The sequence below is a fragment of the Adlercreutzia wanghongyangiae genome (assembly GCF_035989245.1).
In the GTDB taxonomy this organism is placed as follows: Bacteria; Actinomycetota; Coriobacteriia; order Coriobacteriales; family Eggerthellaceae; genus Adlercreutzia; species Adlercreutzia wanghongyangiae.
In genome coordinates this window covers 135,840-159,646 of record NZ_JAYMFF010000009.1, presented here as the reverse complement: position 1 = coordinate 159,646, position 23,807 = coordinate 135,840, and the positions used below count along the sequence as shown (strand labels likewise).

Annotated in this window: 19 protein-coding genes; all 19 read left to right on the top strand. The window is 66.8% G+C overall.

The window, feature by feature from the left end:
• Window positions 1–21: 21 nt before the first annotated feature.
• The 19 genes from VIN30_RS05730 to VIN30_RS05640 all read left to right on the top strand — a co-directional run bounded on the left by VIN30_RS05730 (window position 22) and on the right by VIN30_RS05640 (window position 23,802).
• Complete coding sequence (locus tag VIN30_RS05730; RefSeq protein WP_326424599.1) at window positions 22–207, top strand: hypothetical protein; 186 nt, start codon at window positions 22–24, stop codon at window positions 205–207.
• A gap of 114 nt (window positions 208–321) precedes the next feature.
• The gene (dusB, locus tag VIN30_RS05725) at window positions 322–1,293 is read left to right on the top strand and encodes a tRNA dihydrouridine synthase DusB (RefSeq protein WP_338210004.1); all 972 of its coding nucleotides are present in this window, start codon (window positions 322–324) and stop codon (window positions 1,291–1,293) included.
• A gap of 188 nt (window positions 1,294–1,481) precedes the next feature.
• Entirely contained in the window at window positions 1,482–2,639 is a 1,158-nt protein-coding gene (gene hemW / locus VIN30_RS05720) for a radical SAM family heme chaperone HemW (protein ID WP_338210002.1), read from the top strand.
• Between the two features lie 365 nt (window positions 2,640–3,004).
• Window positions 3,005–4,015, top strand: a complete 1,011-nt coding sequence (gene hrcA, locus VIN30_RS05715; RefSeq protein ID WP_338210001.1) for a heat-inducible transcriptional repressor HrcA — start codon at window positions 3,005–3,007, stop codon at window positions 4,013–4,015.
• A gap of 57 nt (window positions 4,016–4,072) precedes the next feature.
• A complete protein-coding gene (gene dnaJ / locus VIN30_RS05710) occupies window positions 4,073–5,224 on the top strand; it encodes a molecular chaperone DnaJ (RefSeq protein ID WP_338210000.1) in 1,152 nt (383 codons plus the stop codon).
• Window positions 5,225–5,406: 182 nt separating this feature from the next.
• On the top strand, window positions 5,407–6,309 hold the full coding sequence (locus VIN30_RS05705; RefSeq protein ID WP_326424604.1) for an RsmE family RNA methyltransferase: 903 nt from the start codon (window positions 5,407–5,409) through the stop codon (window positions 6,307–6,309).
• The gene (locus tag VIN30_RS05700; protein WP_338209998.1) at window positions 6,302–7,591 is read left to right on the top strand and encodes a MiaB/RimO family radical SAM methylthiotransferase; all 1,290 of its coding nucleotides are present in this window, start codon (window positions 6,302–6,304) and stop codon (window positions 7,589–7,591) included. The genes VIN30_RS05705 and VIN30_RS05700 overlap by 8 nt, the downstream gene beginning before the upstream one ends.
• Before the next feature lie 485 nt (window positions 7,592–8,076).
• The gene (locus tag VIN30_RS05695) at window positions 8,077–9,033 is read left to right on the top strand and encodes a PhoH family protein (protein ID WP_326424606.1); all 957 of its coding nucleotides are present in this window, start codon (window positions 8,077–8,079) and stop codon (window positions 9,031–9,033) included.
• Between the two features lie 5 nt (window positions 9,034–9,038).
• Window positions 9,039–9,527: an rRNA maturation RNase YbeY gene (gene ybeY, locus VIN30_RS05690; protein WP_326424607.1), complete on the top strand. Its 489-nt coding sequence runs from the start codon at window positions 9,039–9,041 to the stop codon at window positions 9,525–9,527.
• Window positions 9,528–9,533: 6 nt separating this feature from the next.
• Window positions 9,534–10,013 (top strand): diacylglycerol kinase family protein, encoded by a 480-nt coding sequence (locus tag VIN30_RS05685; RefSeq protein WP_338209995.1) that lies wholly within the window; start codon window positions 9,534–9,536, stop codon window positions 10,011–10,013.
• A gap of 92 nt (window positions 10,014–10,105) precedes the next feature.
• Window positions 10,106–11,026, top strand: coding sequence for a GTPase Era (gene era, locus VIN30_RS05680; protein WP_326424677.1), 921 nt, complete (start codon window positions 10,106–10,108; stop codon window positions 11,024–11,026).
• A gap of 186 nt (window positions 11,027–11,212) precedes the next feature.
• A complete protein-coding gene (locus tag VIN30_RS05675) occupies window positions 11,213–13,426 on the top strand; it encodes a PASTA domain-containing protein (RefSeq protein ID WP_338209993.1) in 2,214 nt (737 codons plus the stop codon).
• A 5-nt stretch (window positions 13,427–13,431) separates the two neighbouring features.
• Window positions 13,432–14,199 (top strand): DNA repair protein RecO, encoded by a 768-nt coding sequence (gene recO / locus VIN30_RS05670; protein WP_338209991.1) that lies wholly within the window; start codon window positions 13,432–13,434, stop codon window positions 14,197–14,199.
• Window positions 14,200–14,413: 214 nt separating this feature from the next.
• Entirely contained in the window at window positions 14,414–14,701 is a 288-nt protein-coding gene (gene rpsO / locus VIN30_RS05665; protein ID WP_326424611.1) for a 30S ribosomal protein S15, read from the top strand.
• 162 nt (window positions 14,702–14,863) lie between these two features.
• Entirely contained in the window at window positions 14,864–17,086 is a 2,223-nt protein-coding gene (locus tag VIN30_RS05660) for a polyribonucleotide nucleotidyltransferase (RefSeq protein ID WP_326424612.1), read from the top strand.
• A gap of 255 nt (window positions 17,087–17,341) precedes the next feature.
• Window positions 17,342–18,115 carry a 4-hydroxy-tetrahydrodipicolinate reductase gene (dapB, locus tag VIN30_RS05655; protein WP_326424613.1) on the top strand — a complete coding sequence of 258 codons (774 nt, stop codon included), beginning with the start codon at window positions 17,342–17,344 and terminating at the stop codon, window positions 18,113–18,115.
• Window positions 18,116–18,258: 143 nt separating this feature from the next.
• Entirely contained in the window at window positions 18,259–19,161 is a 903-nt protein-coding gene (gene dapA / locus VIN30_RS05650; protein WP_338209988.1) for a 4-hydroxy-tetrahydrodipicolinate synthase, read from the top strand.
• 86 nt (window positions 19,162–19,247) lie between these two features.
• A complete protein-coding gene (locus VIN30_RS05645) occupies window positions 19,248–21,191 on the top strand; it encodes a ribonuclease J (RefSeq protein ID WP_338209986.1) in 1,944 nt (647 codons plus the stop codon).
• Between the two features lie 163 nt (window positions 21,192–21,354).
• A complete protein-coding gene (locus tag VIN30_RS05640; RefSeq protein ID WP_338209985.1) occupies window positions 21,355–23,802 on the top strand; it encodes a DNA translocase FtsK in 2,448 nt (815 codons plus the stop codon).
• Window positions 23,803–23,807: the final 5 nt, after the last annotated feature.

Below are 23,807 nucleotides of genomic sequence, written 5' to 3'. Positions count from 1 at the left end.
GAAAACGGTGAGGAAGGCGCGATGGCGAAGCACGAAGACGAGACATACGACTGGATTGACGACCCGTTCAACGAGAAGAAGGCCGCCGAGGAGCAGGAGCGCGCCGGCATGACCGGCACGTCGAAAACGCTGGTGGGTGTGGGTTGCCTGCTGTTCGTCGTGGGCTTCATCGCGCTCATCGGCCTGCTGATCTTCGGGATCCTGTAGCCCATGGAGCGGGGATTCCCTGGGCGCGGGGCGGCTTTCGCCGCTGTTTCCCGTGTGGCGGCCGCGGCCGCCTCGATTGGTTGTTTGGCGTCGCGTGCCACGGGAGCCTGCTAAATGGAGGGGCTCTTCGGGAAATACCGGGTGCTGCTGGCGCCCATGGCCGGCGTGAGCGACATCGCGTTTCGTTCCTTGTGCCGCGAGGCCGGCGCCGACATGGCCTTTACGGAAATGGTGTCGGCTAAGGGGCTGTCCTTCGCCAACGAGAAGACGCGCCACTTACTGGTCCTGGCCGATGGCGAGCGCCAGGTGGCCGTGCAGCTGTTCGGCCACGAGCCCGCGGTGATGGCCTCCCAAGCCGCCTGGATCGAGCAGGAGATGGGGGAGAGCCTGGCCTATCTGGACATCAACATGGGCTGCCCGGCCCGCAAGATCGTGTCGAAGGGCGACGGGTCGGCGCTCATGAAGGAGCCGAAACTCGCCGCTTCCATCGTGAGTGCCGTGAAGGGGGCAGTGGCGCATCCCGTGACGGTGAAGTTCCGCCGCGGCTGGGCCGAGGGCGACGAGACGGCACCTGTCTTCGCCCGGTTGATGGAAGAGGCGGGAGCCGATGCCGTGACGGTGCACGGGCGCTATGCCGAGCAGCTGTACCGCGGAAGTGCCGATTGGGGCGTCATCGGGCGCGTGCGCGAGGCGGTGGCGGTGCCCGTGGTGGGCAATGGCGACATCCGCTGCGGGGCCGACGCCGTGGCCATGGCCGCGCAGACGGGTTGCGACGCGGTGATGATCGCCCGGGGCGCCGAGGGCAACCCGTGGCTGTTCTCCCAGGTGCAGGCCGCGCTGGCGGGCGAGCCCGAGCCGGCGCCGCCCACGGTGGGCGAGCGCATTGCCATGGCGCGCCGCCACGCCGAGCTGCTCACCCACCGCGAGGGCCGCAACATCGTGCGCATGCGCAAGCACGCCATGTGGTACATGGCCGGCCTGCCCGGAGCCGCCGCTGCACGCGGCCGCATCAACTACTGCACGACGCTGGAGGATTTCAACCAGGTATTCGATGACTTGCTCGCGATCGCGTGGGAGCATTCGTGATGTGTCCATCGCGCACTATCGAGCGTTTTGATTCGGCTCTGTCCGTCTGGCGCTAGGAGGCATTGCAATTCGCTCAGACAGTCCTCGCTCTGCAGAACAGTCCATTGGACTGCTCTGTTCGCTGCGGAACTCGCTCGGTTGCAACGCCCCCTATCGTCAGACTGCTCGCTCGGAAGGAAAGGTACCTCATGACCTACGATCCCTATAAGGCGCTCTACCTGCATGTTCCGTTCTGCGTGGGGCGGTGCGGGTATTGCGATTTCGCCACTTCGGCGGTGGAACGGGACTCGCCGGTCATCGACGAGTACGTGGAGTCGCTCGTGATGGATGTCCGCCGGGCCTCCAAGGAGGAGAAGCTGGGGGCGCTGGAGACGGTCTACATCGGCGGTGGCACGCCCAGTTTCATTGGCATGGGGCGGCTTTCCATGCTGCTGTACGCGCTTTCGACGTCTGTGCACCTCACGCCTGAGGTGGAGTGCACCATGGAGGCGAACCCCGAGAGCCTGACCGCGTCCATGGTGCGCGACATCTGGGCCCTCGGCGTGAACCGGCTGTCCTTGGGCGTGCAATCCTTCGACGACGAGGTGCTGCGCATTCTCGGCCGCGCCCACGACGCCGAGGCCGCCCGCACGGCGGTGCGTGCGGCTCAGGAGCGGTTCGAGAACGTGTCGGTGGACCTGATGTGCGGCATTCCCGGGCAAAGTGAGAAGTCTTTCGCGGAGAGCGTGCGCGAGGCCGTGGGCCTCGGTGTTTCCCACGTGTCGGTGTACCCGCTGACCATCGAGCCTCACACCCCCTTCGATGCCGCCGTGATGAGCGGGGCCATGGCCGAGCCCGATGAAGATGTGGAAGCGGCCTGCATGGAGGCTGCCGCGCGCATTCTTGAATCTGCGGGATTTCATCGCTACGAGGTGGCAAGCTACGCCAAGCCCGGTTTCGAGAGCCGGCACAACACCGCCTATTGGACGGGGAAGCCCTATATGGGAATCGGGCGCTCGGCCGTCACTATGACCCAGAACGAGTGTCGTCGCATGCGCGTGCAGGACGGGCGCGTGGTGGACGATCTGGATGCGAGGCAGATGGCGTCCGAGGACCTCATGCTGGGCATGCGCATGGCCCAGGGGGTTTCCGACGAGCAGGTTGCGCGGGCGGCCGCGGTTATCGACGGTGAGAACGGTGCGAACGGAACCGCCTTCCCGTCGGCGGGAAGCGCGGTGCTCGCCGCGTTCGACGAGCTTGCCTCCCTCGGTCTTGCCGAGCACCGCGACGGGCGCTGGCGCCCCACCGAGACCGGCTGGCTCTGCGGCAACGAGCTCTACGGCCGCTTGTTGGACTTGGCCCCCTAGCCTGATTCGCGCGCGTCGGAGGCCGGGGGTGCCTGCGCGGTTCGCGATGGCGATATGGCTCTGGTCTGTCTCACGCGCGTCCCGTGGCAACTTCGTAGGGGGCGGCTTTAGCCGTCCCGTTTTTGCCATGTGGCCCCGCGTCTCTCCCGGGAGGGCGGCCTGAAGGCCGCCCCTACGTGGGGGACGGGGCGGCCAGGGCGGCCCCTGCGGGGCTTCGGATGTTCCTTGCGAGGGGGCTCTCCTCTTTTTCGCAGACGCCTTCCACCTGCCTTCTTGTGTCGCTTACGTTGAAAGTTAGCACTCCTTCGGCTCGGTTGCTAAAATAGCGCCACAAGGTTGCAGTTTCCGCAGGGAAAGGAGAGGCGATGCTGTCGGAGAGGCGACAGAGGGTGCTGCGCGCGCTCATCGAGGACTACATCGAGTACGCGCTGCCCGTGGGCTCGCGCACGCTGACCGAGCGCCACCATTTGGGCGTGAGCCCGGCCACGGTGCGCAACGACCTCTCCGCCCTGGAAGACGCCGGCTTTATCCAACAGCCGCACACCTCTGCGGGCCGTGTGCCCACCGACGCCGGCTACCGCAGCTTCGTGGACGAGCTGCTGCTGTCGGGGCTGGCCGAGGAGGAGCGGCCGCACCGCGCCATCGTGGACGAGCTGCGTGCCTCCGCCTCCGAGCTTGATGCCCTCATGGAGCGCACCGGCGCCGCCCTTGCGCGGCTGACCAACTGCCTTTCCATCGTTATGGCCCCCTCGGTGTTCGCCGGTCGCATCCGCCAGATCACCCTGGTGTCGCTGTCGCCGTGGCAGGCCATCATCATCGTGGTGGCCGAGGACGGCCAGGTGGTCAACCGCACCGTCGCCTTCACCGAGGAGGTGTCCGCCGACGAGCTGGCCGACGCCCAGAACCTGCTGAACCGCGTACTGGTGGGCCGGTCGGCTCGCGACGTGCGCCGCCAGATGGACGCAAGCACGGTGGAGGCCCTAAGCGACCCGCTCGTGCAGCGTATCATCGACGAGGTGGTGGAATGCCTGGGCGAGTCCGATACGGCGCGCGCCCACAGCCTGGGTATTTCGGCTCTGCTGCGCCAGCCCGAGTTCAGCGACGCCAAGGCGCTGCTGCCGGTGATGGAGGTGCTGGAGGACGATCGCGTGCTGATGCACACCTTCGACGACGCCACCCAGGAGGGCGGTCCGGTGATGGTGCGCATCGGGCACGAGAACCCCGCCTCCGAGCTGGCCGGCGTGTCCATCGTTGCCTGCCCCTACGGGCGCGGCGAGAGCGAGGGCATGGTGGCTGTCATCGGGCCCACGCGCATGGACTACGGCAACGCCATCCGCGCCGTGCGAGCCGCCCAGTGCGTGCTGCACGACCAATAGCGACGTCTTCCGCTCTGAACCTTCCGCTATCGACGAAGAAAGGCAAGAGGCTTCCCCATGGCCGCAAACAAGGATCTGTACGAAATACTCGGCGTCTCCCGCGATGCATCGGAGGCCGAGATCAAGAAGGCGTTCCGCCACAAGGCCCGCGAGCTGCATCCCGACGTGAACAAGGCGCCCGAGGCCGAAGACCAGTTCAAGGAGCTGAACGAGGCCTACGATGTGCTGAGCGACCCCCAGAAGAAGGCCGCTTACGACCGCTTCGGCACCATTCCGGGCGCTGCGGGCGGCGGTGGCCCCTACGGCGGCGTGAACATCGATTTCGAGGATCTGTTCGGCGGCGGCTTCGGCGGCATGGGCGACATCTTCTCCACCTTCTTCGGGGGTGCTGCTGCGGCCGGAGCGGGACGTGCGGTGCGCAAGGACGGCCGCGATATGGGCGTGGGCATCCGCATCACGCTGGCCGAGGCGGCCACGGGCGAGAAGAAGGAGATCGTCTACGACCGCTTGGCGCCGTGCTCCGACTGCGACGGCAGCGGGCTGGGCCCCGACGGCAAGGAGGTCACCTGCCCCGAATGCGACGGCCGCGGCCGGGTGGTCACCGTGCAACACACTTTCCTGGGCGACATGCAGTCGGCCACCACCTGCCCGAACTGCCATGGCACCGGCACCATCATCGAGAACCCGTGCCCCGAGTGCGAGGGGCAGGGCCGTGTGCCCGACCGCCAGCGCGTGTCGGTGGAGATTCCCAAGGGCATCCGCGACGGCCAGCAGCTGCGCATCCACGATTTTGGCGAGGCCGGCATGCAGGGAGCGCCGGCGGGCGACCTCATCGTCACGGTGCGCATCGCCCCCGACGAGTTCTTCGAGCGCGACGGCGACAACCTGCACTGCAAGCTGGTGGTGTCCATGGTGCAGGCGGCCCTGGGCGCCGAGGTGGAGATCGACGGCATCTACGAGGACGAGAAGGTGACCATCAAAGTGCCCGAGGGCTGTCAGAACGACCAGGTGGTGCGCTGCAAGGGCTTCGGCATGCCGCGCCTGAAGAGCGACGCCCGCGGAGACCTGTTCGCCCACATCGACGTGGAGATTCCCAAGAAGCTGTCCAAGCGCGAGCGCGAGCTTCTGGAGGAGCTGGCCGCCGAGATGGGCGAGAACGTGAACGAGGGTCGCAGTCCGCTGCAGAAGCTGCGCGACATCTTCGAGTAATCGTTCCGTTCGCCCTGACGGGACGGGCGGACACGCCGACGCTGCGGTTCCGACTGCACCTGCCCTGGCCTCCTGTTTTCGCCTCGGCGCGTACCGAAGTACGCTTGGACGAAAGGCGGGGCGCGTCCAGGCGCAGTCGGAACCTCGCTGACGTTCCCAATTAAGTGAGAGATGAATTTGCAATGTCTTTACCGCGCTTCTTTTTGGAAAACCAGGTGCTTTCCGCCGAGACGGAGGCGGTGTTTCCGCTGCGGCTTTCGCCCGACGATGCCAAGCACGCCAAGGTGCTGCGGCTGGCGCGCGGCGAGCATGTGGCGGTGATCGACGCGGCGAGCGATTACTTCGAGTGCGAGATCGTCGATTTCTCCGACAGCCTGCCGATGGTATCCGTCGCGCGCCATGAGGAAGCGGACGCGGCGGGCCCGCAGGTAATGCTCCTGCAGGGCTTGGCCAAGGGCGACAAGATGGAGACGGTCATCCGCCATGCCACCGAGGTGGGCGTGGTCGCCTTCGTGCCCGTGTCCTGCAAGCGTTCGGTGGTGAAGCTGGACGGGAAGAAGGCCGCGGCCAAGACCGAGCGCTGGCGCGCCATCGCGAAGAGCGCCGCCATGCAGTCGGGCCAGCCGCGCATCCCCGAGGTGAGCGAGCCGATGTCAGTGCGCGAGGCCGCCGCACTTTTGGTCGGTGCCACGGCGGTGCTCGTGTGCTGGGAGGAGGCGCCGGGAAGCGCGCGGCTGCGCGATGCGGTGCAGGGAGCGCTCGCCGTCACCCGCACGCCCGCGGCCGACGCGCGCATCGCGGTGGTGGTGGGGCCCGAGGGCGGCCTGGCCTCCGAAGAGGTGGACACGCTTCTGGCCTGCAACCCCCAGGCGAGCCTCGTGACGCTGGGGCCTTCCATCCTGCGTACCGAGACTGCCGGTATCGTGGCCCCGGCGCTCGTGCTCTACGAGCTGGGCGGCATGGGGAATACCCCTGCGCACGACGATGCCTCCGCCTCTGCCTTCGAAGACGGGATCATCGAGGCTCCGCTCGCTGCCGCGTCGTTTGCCGGCATGTTCGCCGACGTGGGTGCGGACAATGAGTAAGCCTGCCTTCCGCTTCGCCGTGGTCAACCTCGGCTGTAAGGTGAATCGCGTGGAGGCTGACGGCTTCGAGCGGCTGCTGGTGGGGCGTGGGGGAGCGCCGTCAGGCGAGGCCGATGCCGACCTTGTCATCGTGAACACGTGCACCGTCACCGGTGAGGCTGAGAAGAAAACGCGCAAGGCCGTACGCCACGCGCTTTCCGCTGGCGATGGTGCCGAGGTTATCGTCACGGGCTGCGCAACGGAGATCGACGCTGCGACTTACGAGGCCTTGGACGATCGCGTGACCGTGGTCCCAAAAGCTGGTATGGCGCTGTATCTGGAAGAGGGCACGCTCCTGTCACAGCTACCCAAGTTCGGCACCGGTCCGTCCTCCCGATGCCGTCCTGAGCAGAGCGCTCAAGAAGCAGAGTCGAAGGATCTCGCGGCCTTCCGCCCGTCGGATGGGCGTACTCGCATCGGCATCAAAGTCCAGGACGGCTGCGACAACGCCTGTACCTACTGCATCGTGCACGTGGCGCGCGGGCGTGCGGTGAGCCGCCCGGCTGACGGGGTGGTGGCCGAGGCCGTCGCTCTTGCGCGGGCGGGCGTGCGCGAGATCGTGCTGACGGGCATCAATTTGGGCTCCTACGACCATGGCGGCCACGATTTGGCTGATCTCTGCCGACGCTTGCTCGCTGAGACCGCGGATCTGCATGGTCCGGACGAGGCCCCGTGCCGCTTCCGTATCGGCTCCATCGAGCCCATGGACGTTTCCATGGATTTCATCGGCCTCCTGGCCGAGGCAGAGGGGCGCATCTGCCGGCATCTGCACCTGCCCCTGCAATCGGGCAGCTCCCGTGTCCTGCGCGAGATGGCGCGTCCTTACGATGCCGAGGAGTATCGCCAGCTCGTGGACTACCTGCGCGCCATGGTTCCCGAAATCGCGCTCACCACCGACATCATCGTGGGCTTCCCTGGCGAGACCGAGGACGATTTCGCCGACACCTGCGCACTCGCGCGCCACGCCGCGTTCGGCAAAATTCATGTGTTCCCGTACTCGAAGCGCGAGGGAACTCCGGCCGCCGCCCGCATCGATCAGGTGGCACCCGACGTGAAGGCCTCCCGCGCCGCTCGTTTGCGTGCCCTCTCCGACGAGCTGGGCGCCGCCGACCGCGCCGCCCGTGCGGGCACGACCGAGTTCGCTCTCGTAGAGCGCCCCGGCCATGCCACCACCGAGAGCTACCATGAGGTGCCCGTGCCCGTGGATGCCCCCGTGGGCCGCCTGGTGCCCGCTGTGATGTAGGCCGCAGCGCCCTTCTGCCCGTGACCGACTCTGACTGGGAATTTCGATCTTCGTTCTCGAGGTGATGGCCTGAAAAATGCAGATGTCTATGCGCTTTGCGGTCTTCGGGCAGGTTTTTGGTCGAAAAGGCTAGGATGTATAAGGGCGGTGAGGGTGCTCGGTGCCTCGCGTATCGTTTCTTGTCCCCAAACACGAGGATGTATAAACCATATGCGCGCTGCGTGCGTTACTTTCCATAGACATCTTATTGTTTCAGGCCAAAACTCTTGTATCGGTTGCAAACCCCTGAGACATCCTCCTTTTTTGGCCACTTTGGGCTAAGCCGGCCACTGAAGCACGCTTCCGAGTTGCCGTCGCTCCCTCTAGGGGGCTCTTGTGATGTGCTCGTCATCGTGGCGTTGCGGGCCGCTTCGCGCAGGGAGGGCTCTCCAGGCACTTTCAAACGTTTCTATGGCAGGCGCACAAGATAGGGTACAATAGCGGGCATGACTGATTTGACGCAGACAACCCTCACAGCGCCGTCCTCGGTGGACATGGCGCTGGTGGTGGGCGAGGCCGACGAGATACTCCACCAGATGGAGGAGGCCTTCGATGCTCGCATTACGGTGCGCGGCAACGAGGTGACGCTGGCGGGCGACGCCATCGAGGTACAGCAGTTGACCGCGCTCATCACCGATTTGTTTCGCACGGTGGAGGGGGGAGAGGTGCCCGATGCGGCGTCGGTTCGCCATGCCATCGAGCTTTTGCGGCGTGCCGAGTTCGCGCCCTCGGCCCTGCGCGACGACGTGCTGCTCAGCTACCGCGGCCGGGCAATTCGCCCGAAAACCGCTGGTCAAAAGCACTATGTGGATGCCATCCGCGACCACACGGTCACCTTTGCCATCGGGCCCGCGGGCACGGGCAAGACCTACCTGGCCATGGCCATGGCGGTGGCGGCCTTAAAGCGCAAGGAGGTCGGCCGCATCGTGCTGTCGCGCCCCATCGTGGAGGCCGGCGAGAACCTGGGCTTTCTGCCCGGCACTCTCTTCGAGAAGGTTGACCCCTATATCCGGCCGCTCTACGACGCGCTGTACTCCATGTTCGACATGGAGAAAGCCGCGTCGCTCATCGAGGCCGGCGTCATTGAGATCGCGCCTCTGGCTTTTATGCGCGGCCGCACCTTGAACGACGCCTTCATCATCTTGGACGAGGCCCAGAACACCACCCCCGAGCAGATGAAGATGGCCCTGACGCGTCTTGGCGACGGGTCGAAGATCGTCGTGACCGGCGACGTCTCCCAAATCGACCTCCCGCGGGGCGAGAGCGGGCTGGTGCAGGTGCGCTCCGTGCTGGAGGGCATCGACGACATCGCGTTCTGCGATCTGAACGGAAAGGACGTCGTGCGCCATTCTCTGGTGGCAACCATCGTGGCTGCCTACGAGCGCGCGGCGAGAAAGGCCTGATTGACATGGACATCTTGATCACCTTCACCCACGGAGAAGACGAGCTGGCCGAGCTGCCCCTGGCCTCGCTTGCGCAGTTCGTGCTGAAGAACGAGGGGAAGCCGGCGAACACGGAGGTGTCCATCAGCTTCGTGGACAACGCCACCATCGCCGAGCTGAACGAGCGCTTCCGCGGCATCGAGGGGCCCACCGACGTGCTGTCTTTCGAGTGCGACAACATCGCCGACGACATGACCGCCGCCGACGGCCCGGGTTGCCCCGTGTACGAGCTGGGCGACATCATCATCGCGCCCGACGTGGCCGCCACCCAGGCCGATGAGTACGGCAATTCCTTCGAGCAGGAGATCAGCCTGCTTCTGGTGCACGGCCTTCTGCACCTGTGCGGCTACGACCACATCCGCGATGACGAGGCCGAGGTGATGGAGGCTCGTGAAAAGGAGCTGCTGACGGCTTGGTCCGAGCGGGACATGCCCGCTATCGACGAGAACCGCTAGGGCCTCATGCCCACAGGCCGCGAACAGCGTCCCGCCGCGCTCGATTCCGCCCGCGGCGTTAGTTGCGGGTGCTCCGACCACTTCGTGCGCCGGGCGGCCGACAGCCGCGCCTGCGGTGCGGGCCGCTTTCCTCTGGCCTGCGCCTTCCGCTGCGCCGCTCGCGGCATCGGGTACGCATTTTCCTCCCAGCGCAATCTGAAGATTCAGCTGGTCATTGCCGCGGCGGCCGTGGCCGCTGGGTTCGCCCTGGGCATATCGCGGGCCGAGTGGCTGGCCATTGTGCTGGCCATCGTGGTGGTGGCGGTGGCCGAAGTGGTGAACACCGCTGTGGAGTCGGTGGTGGATTTGGCCAGCCCCCAGTGGCACGAGCTGGCTCGGGCCGCCAAGGATGCCGGTGCGGGCGCCGTGCTCATCGCGAGCGCGGGCTCGGTGGTGGTGGGACTCGTGGTGTTTCTGCCTCGCCTCGCGGCATTGCTCGCAGGTTGAGGCCGTCGCTCCCAACCAAGAACTGCGGCCGCGTGGCCGCCCTGATCGAAAGGATGATCGTGGATCTGGATGCCTACTTCGCCGAGAACCCCATGGGGGGCTCGTTTCCCACCAACCCCGACTTCAAGAGCGGCTTCGTCACGCTGGTGGGCCGTCCCAACGCGGGCAAGTCGACGCTTCTGAACGCCATTATGGGCAAGAAGATCGCCATCACCTCGAACACCGCCCAAACCACCCGCCATCGCTTCCGCGCCGTGCACACCACCGACGAGGCCCAGATGATCATCGTTGACACGCCCGGCCTGCACAAGCCCAAGGACGCCCTGGGCGAGGAGCTGAACACGAGCGCCATCAAGGCCCTGGAGGACGTGGACGTAGTGGCCATGCTCATCGACGCCTCCCAGCCTATCGGGCGGGGCGACGAGTGGGTGGCCGAGCAGGTGCGCGCCGCGAAGGGGTCGGCGAAGATCTGCGTGCTCTCGAAGACCGATCTGGCAAGCGATGCCCAGATCAGCGCCCAGCGCGAGGCGGCCGAGCGGCTCTGCGCCTGGGACGCCATGGTGGGTCTGTCGTCGGCCACGGGCCGCAATGTGGACGCCTTCGTGGAAGAAGTGGAGTTCCTGCTGCCGCAGGGGCCGGCGTGGTTCCCGGCCGATATGGAGACCGACCAGCCTTTGGAAGTGATGGTGGCCGAGTTCATCCGCGAGAAGGTGCTGCGCAACTTCTTCGATGAGATTCCGCATGCCATCGGCGTGGGCGTGGAGGAGATGGAGTTCGAGGAGCCGAACCTGTACCGCATCTACGCCGTCATCTACGTGGAGCGCGACAGCCAGAAGGGCATCATCATCGGCAAGCGCGGCGCGGCCATCAAGCGCATCGGCACCGAGGCCCGCAAGGACCTGGAGCTGCTTTTGGGCGCGAAAGTGTTTCTGGACCTGTCGGTGAAGGTGAAGAAGAACTGGCGCCGCGACGCGAACCAGATCCGTCGCTTCGGCTACGGCGAGGGGGCGTAGCCGCTTTGCCGCTCCGCTTGCGCAAGTGCGCTCCGGGCTCCCTGCGGCGCGCGTGCGGGTGCTCGCGGAGCCTCGCTGGCTTCCTCGCGCGAACCAGTAATGTTTCTGTTGCTTGATATGGACGTCGCGACTGAAAAAATCGGGTACAATTTCTCTCATCTGTGCAATCAATGAGGAGAACCGTAGATGAAATGCCCCCACTGCTCATTCGACAATAACGACGATGCCGCCTTCTGCGAGAAGTGCGGACACGTGTTTCTCTCGAGCGACCGGGTGCCGCAGGTGCCCACGCCGGCCGAGCGGGAGCGCCAGCGCGACGCGGCGCTTACCGGCGTGCCCCCGGTGCTGAAGGTGCCCGACGTGGTGCCCCCGGCACCGCCTGCCCACCCTTCGGTGGCCGATATGGTGGAGCCTCTGCCCGATCTGCCGCGCGAACCTGATTTCTCGGGCTTCGAGCGCCTGGTCGATTCCAGCTACGTGCCCCCTGCGGCCGATGCCCACGCGGGTGATACCGCCGAGATTCCCGTTATCCGCGACGAGTACGTGCCCCGGGCACGCAGCTACACCGTGGGTCCCTCCGAGCGCGAGCTGCGCCGCCGCGAGCGGGCTCAGCGCCGTCTGGCGAAGAAATTCGAGAAACAGCAGGCCAAGGAAGAGAAACGGGCCGCCAAGCGGGCGGCGAAGGAGGCCGCCGCGGCGGCCCGCGCCGAGGCGAAGGCGGCCAAGGGCGCGACGGGGGCTGCGGGGGATGCGGATGCCGCCTTGGAGGAAGCCGCGACCGCAACGGCCGCGGCGGTAACGGTTGCGACGGTTGTGCCCGAGCGGCCCGCCGAGACGAGCGCGCTGTCGCCCTCGTCCACCGGAACCATGCTCACCGAGGACGAGGTGCGCGCTTGGAAGCAGGGGCTCGGCGAGGGGCCGCTGGCGTTGGGTGCCCCCGGTCTGGACGCGGTGATGCTGACCGGCGACGACGTGGTCAGCCTTTTCGAGAAGTCCCAGCAGCGCCTGGCCCACCGCGCCCGCCCTGCCGAGGCCGCGGGCGCTGCCACTGCCGCCTTGGAGCTGCCCGGCGTGGAGCAGGGCATCGTCGTGGCGGGCGAGCGCGGCATCGATGTGGCTGGTACCACCGATGCAGCGACCGGCGAAGATGCCGGCGCCACCTCGGCCCTCGCGCCGCTGGAGGGCGGCGAGATGGCCGTGCGGAACGAGCCTGCGGCGGCGTCGGGCACAAGCGAGCTGCCTTTGGTGCGCGACACTGCCCCGAGTGCCGCGGCCGCCCCGAGCGCTTCCGAGAAGAAGGACGCCGCCGCGTCGAAGGGAACGCCGATTGCGTCCGATCGTGTGACGGACGGCCCGGCGGCGGCTGCGAAGGCGTCTTCCAGTCCCGTGGCTGCCACGGCGGCGGCTCGCGCGAACAGCCGCGCCCGCCGCACCAAGATCATCATCGTCGCGGCCGCTGTGGCCGCGGTGCTGCTGGCCGGTGCCGGCACGGCGGCGGGCACCTATGCCGCCGAGCTGTGGGGCGGTAAGACCATTCCCGACGTGGTGGGTCGCGCCCAGGCCGAGGCCGAGGCGATGCTGGCCGAGAAGGGCTTCGGCTGCGAGGCGGCCGAGGTGGTCTCCGACGAGCCGGCGGGAACAGTGCTGTCGGCCGTCCCTGAGGCCGGCCAGCGTGCCGATGAGGGCACGGTCATCACGCTGGACGTGGCGGTGCCGCGCACGGTGCCCGCCGTGGCCGGCATGACGCAACAGGAGGCCCAGGACGCCCTGGCCGCCGCAGGCTACACGGCGGTGGAGGTGGCCCAGCAGAAGTCGAACGAGGCCGAGGGCACGGTGCTGGCCGTCAGCCCCGAGGCCGGCGCCGTCGCCCGGGCCGGCGATCCCATCACGCTGACCGTGGCCGTGCCCTTCACGGTGCCCGACGTGGCCGGCATGGGGCAATCCGACGCCCGGGCGGCCCTGGAGGCCGAGGGCTACGAGGTGGACGTGAAGCAGGTGTACACCGAAGATGTGGACGAGGGCACGGCCGTGGGCACCGATCCCGAGGCCGGCACCCAGCTGAATTCGGGCGAGGTTGTTACGCTGCGCATCGCCAAGTCCCGCGCGGCCGAGGTGCGCGAGCTGACCGCCTCCATTCTGCCGGACGCCGTTCTGAAGACCGACGACGGCAGCTACAAGGTGGAGGAAGTGGTCAGCACCTCGTGGCGCGGCTACACCGACGACGGCGATGGCGCCGAGGTGGGCTACAAGGTGAAGGCCCGCAAGTTCGAGGTGGTCGATCTGCCCTTCGGCCTGGGCCAGAAGACCTACTACGACCCCGAGCTGACCGAGCTCGAGGGCGGCCTGGTGTGGAATGACGACGACAAGGTCAGCTACGCCGACCCGGCCATCACCTATTAGCTGTCATGGCCCAGCCCACCTACCGCCAGCGGGCGCTGGTGCTGCGCCGCACGAAACTGGGGGAGAGCGACCTCATCCTCACCATGCTGGCCGTCGACGGCAGCCAGCTGCGCGCCGTGGCCAAGGGCGCCCGCAAGCCGAAGAGCCCGTTCGCGGCCCGCACCGAGCCCCTCTGCGTGGTCGATTTGCTGTGCGCCCGCGGCCGCAGCCTCGACATCGTGAAGGAGGCGCGGCTGGCGGCCCCCCACGACGCGCTGCGCCAGGACATCGAGGCCTCGGCGGCGGCCCTGCCGATGCTGGAGCTTCTGGGGCGCCTGTCGCAGACCGGGCTCGAGAACCCGCGCCTGTTCCAGGCGGCCGAGCGCGCGCTGGATGCCATGGACGGTGCCGACGATGTTCACCGCGTGGCCCTGGCGGCGGCCCATCTGCTGAAGACCCTGGCGTTTTCCGGCCTGCGCCCCAGTTTGGAGGTGTGCGTGGGCTGCGGCGAGCCGGTGGCCCTCGTCGACGGCGCGCGACTGCCCTTCTCGGCCATCGAGGGTGGGGTGGCCTGCGACGTCTGCCGCCCTTCCCTGGAAACCGAGCTGGTGGATGCGGCCACGTTGTGCTGGGGCCAGTACTTCCTCGCCAGCACCTTCGACGCCATCGCCGCGGGGCCGGCCGACCTTTCGGCCTCCTTCGCCGTGCTGCACCTCGTGCAGTCCCTCGTGCGGGCCCATGTGGGCAGCCCCCTGAAATCGCTGGAATTCTTATTTACCAGCGGCCTGTTCTGACCGTCTGTGCAGAAACGGTGTCGGTGGCGGAAACGTCGGCGGCGCGCTGCGCAACGTGCCCTATACTGGGCAGGCTGCCAATTCGGCAGCGCAATTCGCCTTTGGTTTCCACGGACCACTTCCATGGCTACTCAAGGTGGATGGCAACGATCGGGGCCGCAGAAGGCGGCGAAGAAGCAGGCGCGTACGCGCCCGCAAAGGAAAGGTGGCAAACATGGCCAATCGCGACAGCATCTCCCGCGAGCGCACCGCCGAGCTCATCAAGGAGTTCGGCAAGAACGACCAGGACTCCGGCTCCGCCGAGGTTCAGGTTGCGATTCTCTCCGAGCGCATCCGCAACCTTACCGAGCACCTGAAGGTGCACAAGAAGGACAACCACACCCGTCGTGGCCTGATGATGCTCATCGGTAAGCGCCGCGGTATGCTGAAGTACATCAAGAACCGCAACATCGACGAGTACCGCGAGCTCATCAAGAAGCTCGGTATCCGCGACAACATCTAGTTCGAGCAGGTTCGGGGCCCCGCGGGGCCCCGTTTGCTGTATAGAGCGGTCGCGACGCGCATGAGGCGCGCGCGGTCGCGGGGGCGGGGGAATATAAGTAGCCCGCCGCCGAAGGAAGCTTCCGCGCAATGAGGCGCGGGAGGCGAAGAGAAAGAAAGCACTATGACCAAGATTGTCGAAGAATTCGAGCTGTACGGCAAGCAGTACCGCCTGGAGACGGGCGAGCTGGCCAAGCAGGCCACGGGCGCGGTGCTCGTCACCTGCGGCGAGACCAGCGTGCTGGTGACCGCCGTCGTCTCCAACCAGGAGAAGGACTACGACTTCTTCCCGCTTACGGTGGACTACATCGAGAAGATGTACGCCGTGGGCCGCATCCCCGGCGGCTACCTGAAGCGCGAGGCGAAGCCCTCCGACCACGGCACGCTCGTGGCCCGCATGGTGGACCGCCCCATTCGCCCCGGTTTCCCCGACGGCTACAAGAACGAGGTCCACATCGTGGCCACCCCGCTCGTCATCGACGGCGAGAACCTGCCCGACACCATCTGCGTGGCCGGCGCGAGCGCCGCGCTCCTCGTGGGCGGCGCGCCTTTCGACGGCCCGGCCGCGGCGGTGCGCATCGGCCGCGACAAGGAGACCGGCGAGTTCATCGTGAACCCCACCAACACCGAGATGGAGAACTCCGACCTGGAGCTGACCATCGCCGGCACCGCCGACTACATCTCCATGGTGGAGGCCGGCGCCGAGGAGATCTCCGAGGACGACATGCTGGCCGCCATGACCTTCGGCCAGGAGGCCATCGCCGCCTTCTGCGAGAAGCAGTCCGCCTTCCTCGCCCGCGTGAACCCCACCCCCATGGACTACACCATCCACGTCGCCGACCCGTCGGTGGCCGAGCGGGTTGACGCGCACCTTGCCGAGATGTCCGCGGCCCTGAAGGACGCCGACAAGGCCTCCCGCATGCAGAAGGTGGAGGAGCTCAAAGCCTCCATCATGGAGAACGACTTCACCGAGGAGGAGCGCACGGCCTGGGGCAGCGACATCAAGGCAGCGCTGAAGTCCCTCGAGAAGCGCGCCATGCGCGCCATGATCATCGAGACGGGCGAGCGCGTCGACGGCCGTACCCCCGATGAGATCCGCCCGCTGCACATCGTGCCGGGGTACCTGCCCCGCGTGCACGGCTCGGGCCTGTTCCAGCGCGGCCAGACCCAGGTTCTGTCGGTGTGCACCTTAGGGATGCTGAACGAGTGGCAGCGCCTCGACACCATCTGGCCCGAAGAGGGCAAGCGTTACATGCACCAGTACAACTTCCCGCCCTACTGCACCGGCGAGACCGGCCGCATGGGCGCTCCGAAGCGCCGCGAGGTGGGCCATGGCGCCCTGGCCGAGCGCGCCATTCTGCCGGTGCTGCCCGATACCGACACCTTCCCCTATGCCATCCGCGTGGTGAGCGAGGTGCTGGAGTCCAACGGCTCGTCGTCCATGGCCTCCACCTGCGGCAGCTGCCTGGCCCTCATGGACGCCGGCGTGCCCATCTCGGCTCCCGTGTCCGGCGTGGCCATGGGCCTCATTAAGGAGGGCGACGATGTGGTCGTGCTCTCCGACATCCAGGGCATCGAGGACTTCCTCGGCGACATGGACTTCAAGGTGTGCGGCACGCCCGCCGGCATCACCGCCCTGCAGATGGACAACAAGGCGAAGGGCCTTTCCGTCGAGATTCTGGCCCGCGCCCTCAAGCAGGCCCACGAGGGCCGCGCGTTCATCCTGGACGCCATGCTCCAGACCATCGACGGCCCGCGCGCCGAGATGAAGGAGACCGCGCCGCGCATCGAGACCATCAAGATCCCGGTGGACAAGATCCGCGACGTCATCGGCTCCGGCGGCAAAGTCGTCCGCGGCATCCAGGAGGAGACCGGCGCCTCCATCGACATTCAGGAGGACGGCACCATCCACGTGGGCGCCGTGTCCGGCACCGCCATGGAGGCCGCCAAGGCCATGATCCTCGGCATCGTGAAAGAGCCCGAGGTGGGCGAGGAGTTCGAGGGCGAGGTCGTGGGTATCAAGGACTTCGGCGCCTTCGTGAAGCTCACCCCCGGCAAGGACGGCCTGCTCCACATCTCGCGCGTGGCCAACGGACGTGTGGGCAAGGTGGAGGACGTGCTGAACCTGGGCGACGTCATCAAGGTCGTCGTGCTGGAAGTGGATCCGAAAACCGGCAAGATCTCGCTGGACCGCCTGGACAAGCCCGACGCTCCCGAGGGAAGCGCCCCGGCCCGCCGCGAGGATCGCGGTGAGCGCGGCCACGGCGAGCGTCGCGAGCGCCGCGGCGAGGACAACCGTCCCGGTCGCGCCGGCCGCACCCCGCGCCGTCGCCACGAGAGCAACTAGCGCACCTGGAAGAGCCGCCTTCAACTGCGGCTCTTCTTCTTTGGCTTCTCGTTGCGAGTTGTCGCTGGTCGGAGCTGCGGGGTACTCTGATTCGCTCAGACAGTCCTCGCTTTGGAGAACAGGACATTTAGTCCTGTTCTCGTCGCTGTGGAACTCGCTCGGTCAGAGCACCCCGCAGCTCCTCTACGCTCTCACATTGCTGTATTCTTTTATCACTTACTTTGTTGTAGCTCTTGTTCTATGAGGAGATTTGAGATGATTCGAGTTGCTGTTGCGGGGTATGCGGGTCGGATGGGGTCTGCGGTGGTGGACGCCGTCACGACGGCTGACGACATGGAAGTGGTCTGCGGCATCGACCCGCACGGCACGGAGTCCGCGGGCACCTTCCCGGTGTTCGCCTCGGTGGCCGAGGCGCTGGACGCCGTGGACGCCGACGTGCTTGTGGACTTCACCCAGCCTTCCGTGGTGGCCGGCAACCTGGCCATGGCGCTGCCGGCCGGAGTGGATTGCGTCGTGGGCACCACGGGGCTTTCCAATGAGACGCTCGCGCAGCTGGCCGCCGACGCGGCACCGGGCACGTGCCTGTTCTACGCGCCGAACTTCACCACGGGCGCCGTGCTCATGATGGAGTTCGCGAAGGCCGCCGCGCCCTATTTCCCCGAGGCCGAGGTCATCGAGTTCCACCACTGCAACAAGAAGGATGCGCCCTCGGGCACTGCGGTGCGCACGGCGCAGCTCATCGCCGAGGCCCGCAGCCCCCGCGTCAGCGAGGCCCCCGGCCGCGAGACGGAGATGCCCGGAGCGGAAGGCGCGCGCGGGGCGCTCGTCGACGGCGTGCCGGTGCATGCGGTGCGCTCCATGGGCTATGTGGCCAGCCAGGAGGTTATCTTCGGCTCCCTGGGTCAGACGCTCACCATCCGTCACGACTCGTGGGATCGAAACTCCTACATGCCCGGTGTGCTTTTGGGCATCCGCAGCGTAGGGGAGCGCGAGGGCCTCATCGTCGGCCTGGAATCCTTCATGGGCTAACGGCACTTCGGGGCGGTTGGTTGTGCGTTTGGCGAACTTCCGTCCGTTGCTGTTCACGGGGGCGAACATCGGTGGCATAATAGCCAGCAGTGCTGTTGTGCCGGTTCGCTGCGCGACCGGGTGCGTAAGTAAGGAGATCGTCAATGCAGTTCAAGAAAGAGCCCCGTTTTGGACGCTTGATTCCCGCCATGGTCACGCCCTTCAACCGTGATCTGGAGCTCGATCTCGATCGCGCCCAGGAGCTGGCCGACCGCCTCGTGCGCGGCGGTTCCGATGCGCTCATCATCAACGGCACCACCGGCGAGAGCCCCACGGTGTTCTACCCTCAGAAGCTTGAGCTGTTTCGCGCCGTGGTGCGCGCCGTGAACGGGCGGGTGCCGGTCATCGCGAACGTGGGCGACAACTGCACCGCCGACACGGTGTACTTCGCCCAGGACGCGGCGAAGCTCGGCGTTGACGGCTTCATGTGCGTGGTGCCCTACTACAACAAGCCTCCGCAGGAGGGCCTCTACCAGCATTTCAAGACCATTGCGAATGCGGTGGACATGCCCATCATCCTGTACAACATCCCCGGTCGCTGCTCCATCAACATGGAGGGCGAGACCACCCTGCGCCTGGCCCACAACTGCGACAACATCGTGGCCATCAAGGAGGCCTCGGGCAATTTGGACCAGGTGAAGTTCATCATCGACAACGCCCCGGCGGGCTTCGACGTGTACTCGGGCGACGACTCGGCCACCCTCGACATCATGAAGCTGGGCGGGGTGGGCGTCATCTCCACCATCGGCAACGTGGCGCCCGAGCGCATGAAGGAGATCATCAACCTGGCCGCCCGCGAGGAGTGGGAGGCCGCCGAGGCCGCCAACGAGGCCCTGCTTCCCCTGATGAACGGCTTGTTCGAAACCTCGAACCCCATTTTGGTGAAGGAGGCGCTGAACCTCGCCGGCTTCCCCGTGGGCGGCGTGCGCCTGCCCTTGGTGGATGCCACGCCCGAGCAGTCGCGGCGCCTGGCCGCCATCATGCGCGAGGTGGGCGTGCTGGATTAGGGGAGTCCCGTCAAACGGTAGACGCCGGCGCGCCACGGGCGGGTCGGCGTTTTTTGCAAGAAAGACCCAGATACAGAAGGATTTACATGACTAAGGAACAACAAGGAAAGCAAGACAAGGCCACGGCCGCCCGCGAGGGCTCGCAGGGCCGCTCGTCCAGGGGCTCCGCAAAGGCGTCCCAGGGCGATAAGGGCGCCGCGAGCAACGGCAACGGCAGCGGCGGCCGCTCGCGCGGCAACCGCAAGAACAACACCTCCTTCAAGCGCGTGAACCTGGAGCGCAAGCGTCCGCAGCTCTCGCGCGGCGAGGGGGCCGACGGCACCCAGCGCGCCGATGCCCGCAAGTCGCGCCGCGGCTCGAAGGCGTCGAAGGACCCGAACGCCAAGCTGCGCATCATCCCGCTGGGCGGCCTGGACGCCATCGGCAAGAACATGACCGCCTTCGAGTGCGGCGGCGACATGATTCTGGACGACGCGGGGCTGATGTTTCCCGACGACGACCATCCGGGCGTCGATCTCATCCTGCCCGACTACACCTATGTGCTGGAGAACGCCGACAAGCTGCGCGGCATCATCATCACCCACGGCCACGAGGACCACACCGGCACGCTGCCCTATCTGCTGAAGGACCTCGACCGCACGGTGAACATCTACGCCACCAAGCTCACGCTGGGCCTTATCGAGGGCAAGTTCGCCGAGCACAAGATCAAGAATGCGAAGCTCATCGAGATCAAGTCGGGCGAGGAGATCAAGCTCGGCTGCTTCAAGGTGGACTTCTTCGCCGTGAACCACTCCATCCCGGGCGCTGTGGGCCTGTTCATCCAGAGCCCGGCCGGCAACGTGCTGCACACCGGCGACTTCAAGCTGGACCAGACGCCCATCGACGGCGTGACCACCGACTTCGCCGCCATCGCGCGCTTTTCCGAGCAGGGCGTCGATCTCATGATGAGCGACTCCACCAACGCCATGAACCCCAACTTCACGCCCAGCGAGGCCGAGGTGGGCAAGACTCTCGACCAGATCATCTCCCAGGCCCGCGGCCGCGTCATCATCGCCAGCTTCGCAAGCCACATCCACCGCATGCAGCAGATCTGCGACGCGGCGGTGAAGAACGGCCGCAAGGTGGTTGTCACCGGGCGCTCCATGATCCAGAACACCGACATCGCACGCCGTCTGGGCTATCTGAAGATCTCCGATGACAACCTCATCGACGCCTACGACTTGAAGGGCATCCCCTCCGACCAGGTGGTCATCATGTGCACGGGCAGTCAGGGCGAGCCGTTGAGCGCGCTCGGCCGCATCGCCAACGGCGAGCACAAAACCATCGAGATCGAGGAGGGCGACACCGTCATCATCTCGGCCACGCCGGTGCCCGGCAACGAGAAGGCCGTGACCCGCGTCATCAACTCGCTGGCGAAGATCGGCGCCGATGTGTACGACAAGAGCCGCGGCAAGGTGCACGTGTCGGGCCACGCGGGCGCCGAGGAACTGAAGATCATGCTCACCCTCGTGAAGCCCAAGGCCTTCATGCCGGTGCACGGCGAGGCCACGCACCTGCGGGCCCACGCGAAGCTGGCCGAGGCCACGGGCGTGGATGCCGACAACATCTACATCCTGGAGAACGGCGATTCGCTGGAGCTGTCGGCCATGGGCATCGCGCGCGGCGAGGGCGTGCCCTCGGGTATCGTCTACGTGGATGGCCTGTCGGTGGGCGACACCTCCCAGGACGTGCTGGACGAGCGCAACACCCTGGGCAACCAGGGCTTTGCCAGCGTGGCCGCCGCCGTGGACCTGAAGGGCCGCCGTGTTGTGGGCGACATCCAGGTTTCCATGCACGGCATCACCGGCGGCGACGATTACTATCTGGCCGACGAGGCGGCCTCTACCGTGGCCGGCGCTCTGCGCAAGTGCCTCGGCAAGGACGGCGGCGTGAAGGAGCTGCGCAAAGCGGCCCGCGATGCGCTGCTGTCGCTGTTGTGGGAGCGCACCAAGCAGCGCCCCATGGTCGTCGTGAACATCTTGGAGGTTTAGATTCCCCGTGGCCCGAAACCCGCAGCAAGCAAAAAACGCAGCTCAATCGAAGAAGAACGCAAGCGGCAGTGTTTCCAAGAGCGGGACGAGGCGCCCCAGCGCAGCGCGCAGCCGCCAGGTCGAACCGGCGCCCCGCATCCTCGACGACCGCACGCGGCGCGATATGGTGGGCGTGGGCTTCGTCCTGCTCGGCATCGTGCTGTTCATCGCGGCCGTGGCACCCACGGGGGCCATCGTCACCTCGTTTCTTTCGGAGTCGCTGCACCTCGTGTTCGGCGTGGGCTGCTACATTATGCCCTTTTTCCTGGTGGCCGTGGGCGGCACGGTGCTCTACCGTCAGCAGTCGGAGCGCATGTCGCTGCGCATCACCGTGGGCCTGGGGCTCATCCTGGTGGCGCTTCTGGGGCTTATCGCCCTGTTCACGCCCGTGTCCGGTTCGAACGCCGACTACCTGTTCGTCCGCGAGGCCCTCGTCGGCCACGGCGGCTACGTGGGCGCGGCTCTGGCCTGGGTGGGGCTCACCCTGTTCGGAGGCATCATCTCGGCTATCCTGCTTTTGGGTGTGGCCTTGGGCGGCGTCATCGTCATCGGGTTTTCCGTATCGGCCTTCATCGAGAAGGTGCGCGCCCGTCACGAGGCGGAGCTGGCGGCCCGGGCGCCCTATCTGCCCGAGGGGCTGCTGTTCGGCTCCATGCGCCGCGGCCGTGGATCGTCGGCGCCCCTGAACAGCGCCGAGGGCGACGACGCGCCCCCGGCGATGTTCAGGCCCGGAGCGGTCACCTCGCGCCTGGGCATGGAGGAGGAGCCCCGCCGGCGCAGTCGCGCGGCTCCCCCGGCCGCGACCGGCGCGCTCACCCAGCGCCTCGATGACGTTCCCGTGCCTGCCGGGGTGACCCAGCGCATCGATCCGGCTTCCGTGCCCGCGCCGGCGCCCGATCCGCGCCAGACCGCGGCTGTCGAGGACATCTCGGCCGCCGAGCCGGCCCGCCCCATGACCCGCAAGCTGGGGCGCAAGCATGCCGAGCCGGCTGTCTCCGAGGAGCCGGCCCCGCGCAAGAAGCAGCCGAAGGCCGCCCCGCGGCCCAAGCCGAGCGCTCCGGCTCCCTCGCGCGACGGCTTCCAGCTGCCCTCCATGGATCTTCTGGCCACGGGCGCCGGTCAGCGCCGCGGCTCCACCGAGGAGGAGCTGCGCCAGGTGGCCGCCGAGCTGCAGGGCACCCTCGAGGACTTCGGCGTGCTGGCCAGCGTGGTAGGCTGGGTGGAAGGTCCCACGGTCACGCTGTTCAAGGTGGATCTGCCCTCGGGCGTGCGCGTGAGCAAAGTCACCAACCTCACCGATGACATCGCGCTGGCCCTCGCCGCCCCCGGCGTGCGCATTTTCGCGCCCATTCCCGGTACGAACTACGTGGGCATCGAGGTGCCCAATCGCAAGCGCCAGATGGTGTACCTGCCCGAGGTGCTCGCCTCGGCGGGGGAGGGGCCCCTGCAGGTGGCCATCGGCGAGGACGTGGAGGGCCACGCCATCGTGCACGACCTGGCCAAGATGCCCCATGTGCTCATCGCCGGCACCACCGGCTCGGGCAAGTCCGTCGAGGTGAACGGCATGATCATGTCCATTCTCATGCGGGCGACCCCGGCCGAGGTGCGCTTCATCATGGTGGATCCCAAGCGCGTGGAGTTCGCTCCCTATGAGGGCATCCCGCACCTCTACGTGCCCGTGGTCACCGAGTGCCGCGAGGCCTCCAGCGCCCTTTCCTGGGCCGTGGCCGAGATGGAGCGGCGCCTGAAGATGTTCTCGAAGTGTGGCGTGCGCAACATCATCTCCTTCAACGAGAAGGCGAAGGCTGCCGTGGCCGCAGCCGTTGCGGCCGAGAAGGCAGGCCAGGAGGCGCCCGAGAACCCCTACGGCGAGCCCATTCCCTACATCGTCATCGTCATCGACGAGCTTGCCGACCTCATGATGAACGTCGGCAAGGAGGTGGAGTTCTCCATCAGCCGCATCGCCCAGCTGGCGCGCGCGGCGGGCATCCACCTCATCATCGCCACCCAGCGCCCCTCCACCAACGTGGTCACAGGCCTCATCAAGGCGAACATCACCTGCCGCATCGGACTTACCGTGGCCAGCGGCATCGATTCCCGCGTCATTCTGGATTCCACGGGCGCTGAGAACCTCATCGGCCACGGAGATCTGCTCATCGGCATGCCCGAGTACCCCAAGCCCGTGCGCGTGCAGGGGCCCTACGTGTCCGACGACGAGATAGCCGCGGTGGTCGCGCACCTGAAGAGCCAGGGCGAGCCCGATTACCATTCCGAGATCCTGAAGACCAACGTGGTCACCCTGGGCGATTCCTCGCCAGCCGGCGACGGAGGCTCCGAGGACGACGACCCGCTGCTGTGGGAGGCAGCCGATGTGGTGGTTTCAAGCGATTTGGGGTCAACATCTAATCTTCAGCGTCGCCTGAAGGTCGGATATGCCCGTGCCGGGCGTATAATGGATCAGCTGGAAGAAAAGGGCATCGTGGGGCCGGCTAACGGCAGCCGTCCGCGCGAGGTCCTCGTCGATGCGATGGAACTCGAGACCTTGAAGGCCTTCGAGGCCAACGACGAATAGGCACC

Coding starts and splice junctions, on each gene's coding strand:
- VIN30_RS05730 (WP_326424599.1), top strand. CDS start 22: ATGGCGAAGCACGAAGACGAGACATACGACTGGATTGACGACCCGTTC.
- dusB (WP_338210004.1), top strand. CDS start 322: ATGGAGGGGCTCTTCGGGAAATACCGGGTGCTGCTGGCGCCCATGGCC.
- hemW (WP_338210002.1), top strand. CDS start 1,482: ATGACCTACGATCCCTATAAGGCGCTCTACCTGCATGTTCCGTTCTGC.
- hrcA (WP_338210001.1), top strand. CDS start 3,005: ATGCTGTCGGAGAGGCGACAGAGGGTGCTGCGCGCGCTCATCGAGGAC.
- dnaJ (WP_338210000.1), top strand. CDS start 4,073: ATGGCCGCAAACAAGGATCTGTACGAAATACTCGGCGTCTCCCGCGAT.
- VIN30_RS05705 (WP_326424604.1), top strand. CDS start 5,407: ATGTCTTTACCGCGCTTCTTTTTGGAAAACCAGGTGCTTTCCGCCGAG.
- VIN30_RS05700 (WP_338209998.1), top strand. CDS start 6,302: ATGAGTAAGCCTGCCTTCCGCTTCGCCGTGGTCAACCTCGGCTGTAAG.
- VIN30_RS05695 (WP_326424606.1), top strand. CDS start 8,077: ATGACTGATTTGACGCAGACAACCCTCACAGCGCCGTCCTCGGTGGAC.
- ybeY (WP_326424607.1), top strand. CDS start 9,039: ATGGACATCTTGATCACCTTCACCCACGGAGAAGACGAGCTGGCCGAG.
- VIN30_RS05685 (WP_338209995.1), top strand. CDS start 9,534: ATGCCCACAGGCCGCGAACAGCGTCCCGCCGCGCTCGATTCCGCCCGC.
- era (WP_326424677.1), top strand. CDS start 10,106: ATGGGGGGCTCGTTTCCCACCAACCCCGACTTCAAGAGCGGCTTCGTC.
- VIN30_RS05675 (WP_338209993.1), top strand. CDS start 11,213: ATGAAATGCCCCCACTGCTCATTCGACAATAACGACGATGCCGCCTTC.
- recO (WP_338209991.1), top strand. CDS start 13,432: ATGGCCCAGCCCACCTACCGCCAGCGGGCGCTGGTGCTGCGCCGCACG.
- rpsO (WP_326424611.1), top strand. CDS start 14,414: ATGGCCAATCGCGACAGCATCTCCCGCGAGCGCACCGCCGAGCTCATC.
- VIN30_RS05660 (WP_326424612.1), top strand. CDS start 14,864: ATGACCAAGATTGTCGAAGAATTCGAGCTGTACGGCAAGCAGTACCGC.
- dapB (WP_326424613.1), top strand. CDS start 17,342: ATGATTCGAGTTGCTGTTGCGGGGTATGCGGGTCGGATGGGGTCTGCG.
- dapA (WP_338209988.1), top strand. CDS start 18,259: ATGCAGTTCAAGAAAGAGCCCCGTTTTGGACGCTTGATTCCCGCCATG.
- VIN30_RS05645 (WP_338209986.1), top strand. CDS start 19,248: ATGACTAAGGAACAACAAGGAAAGCAAGACAAGGCCACGGCCGCCCGC.
- VIN30_RS05640 (WP_338209985.1), top strand. CDS start 21,355: ATGGTGGGCGTGGGCTTCGTCCTGCTCGGCATCGTGCTGTTCATCGCG.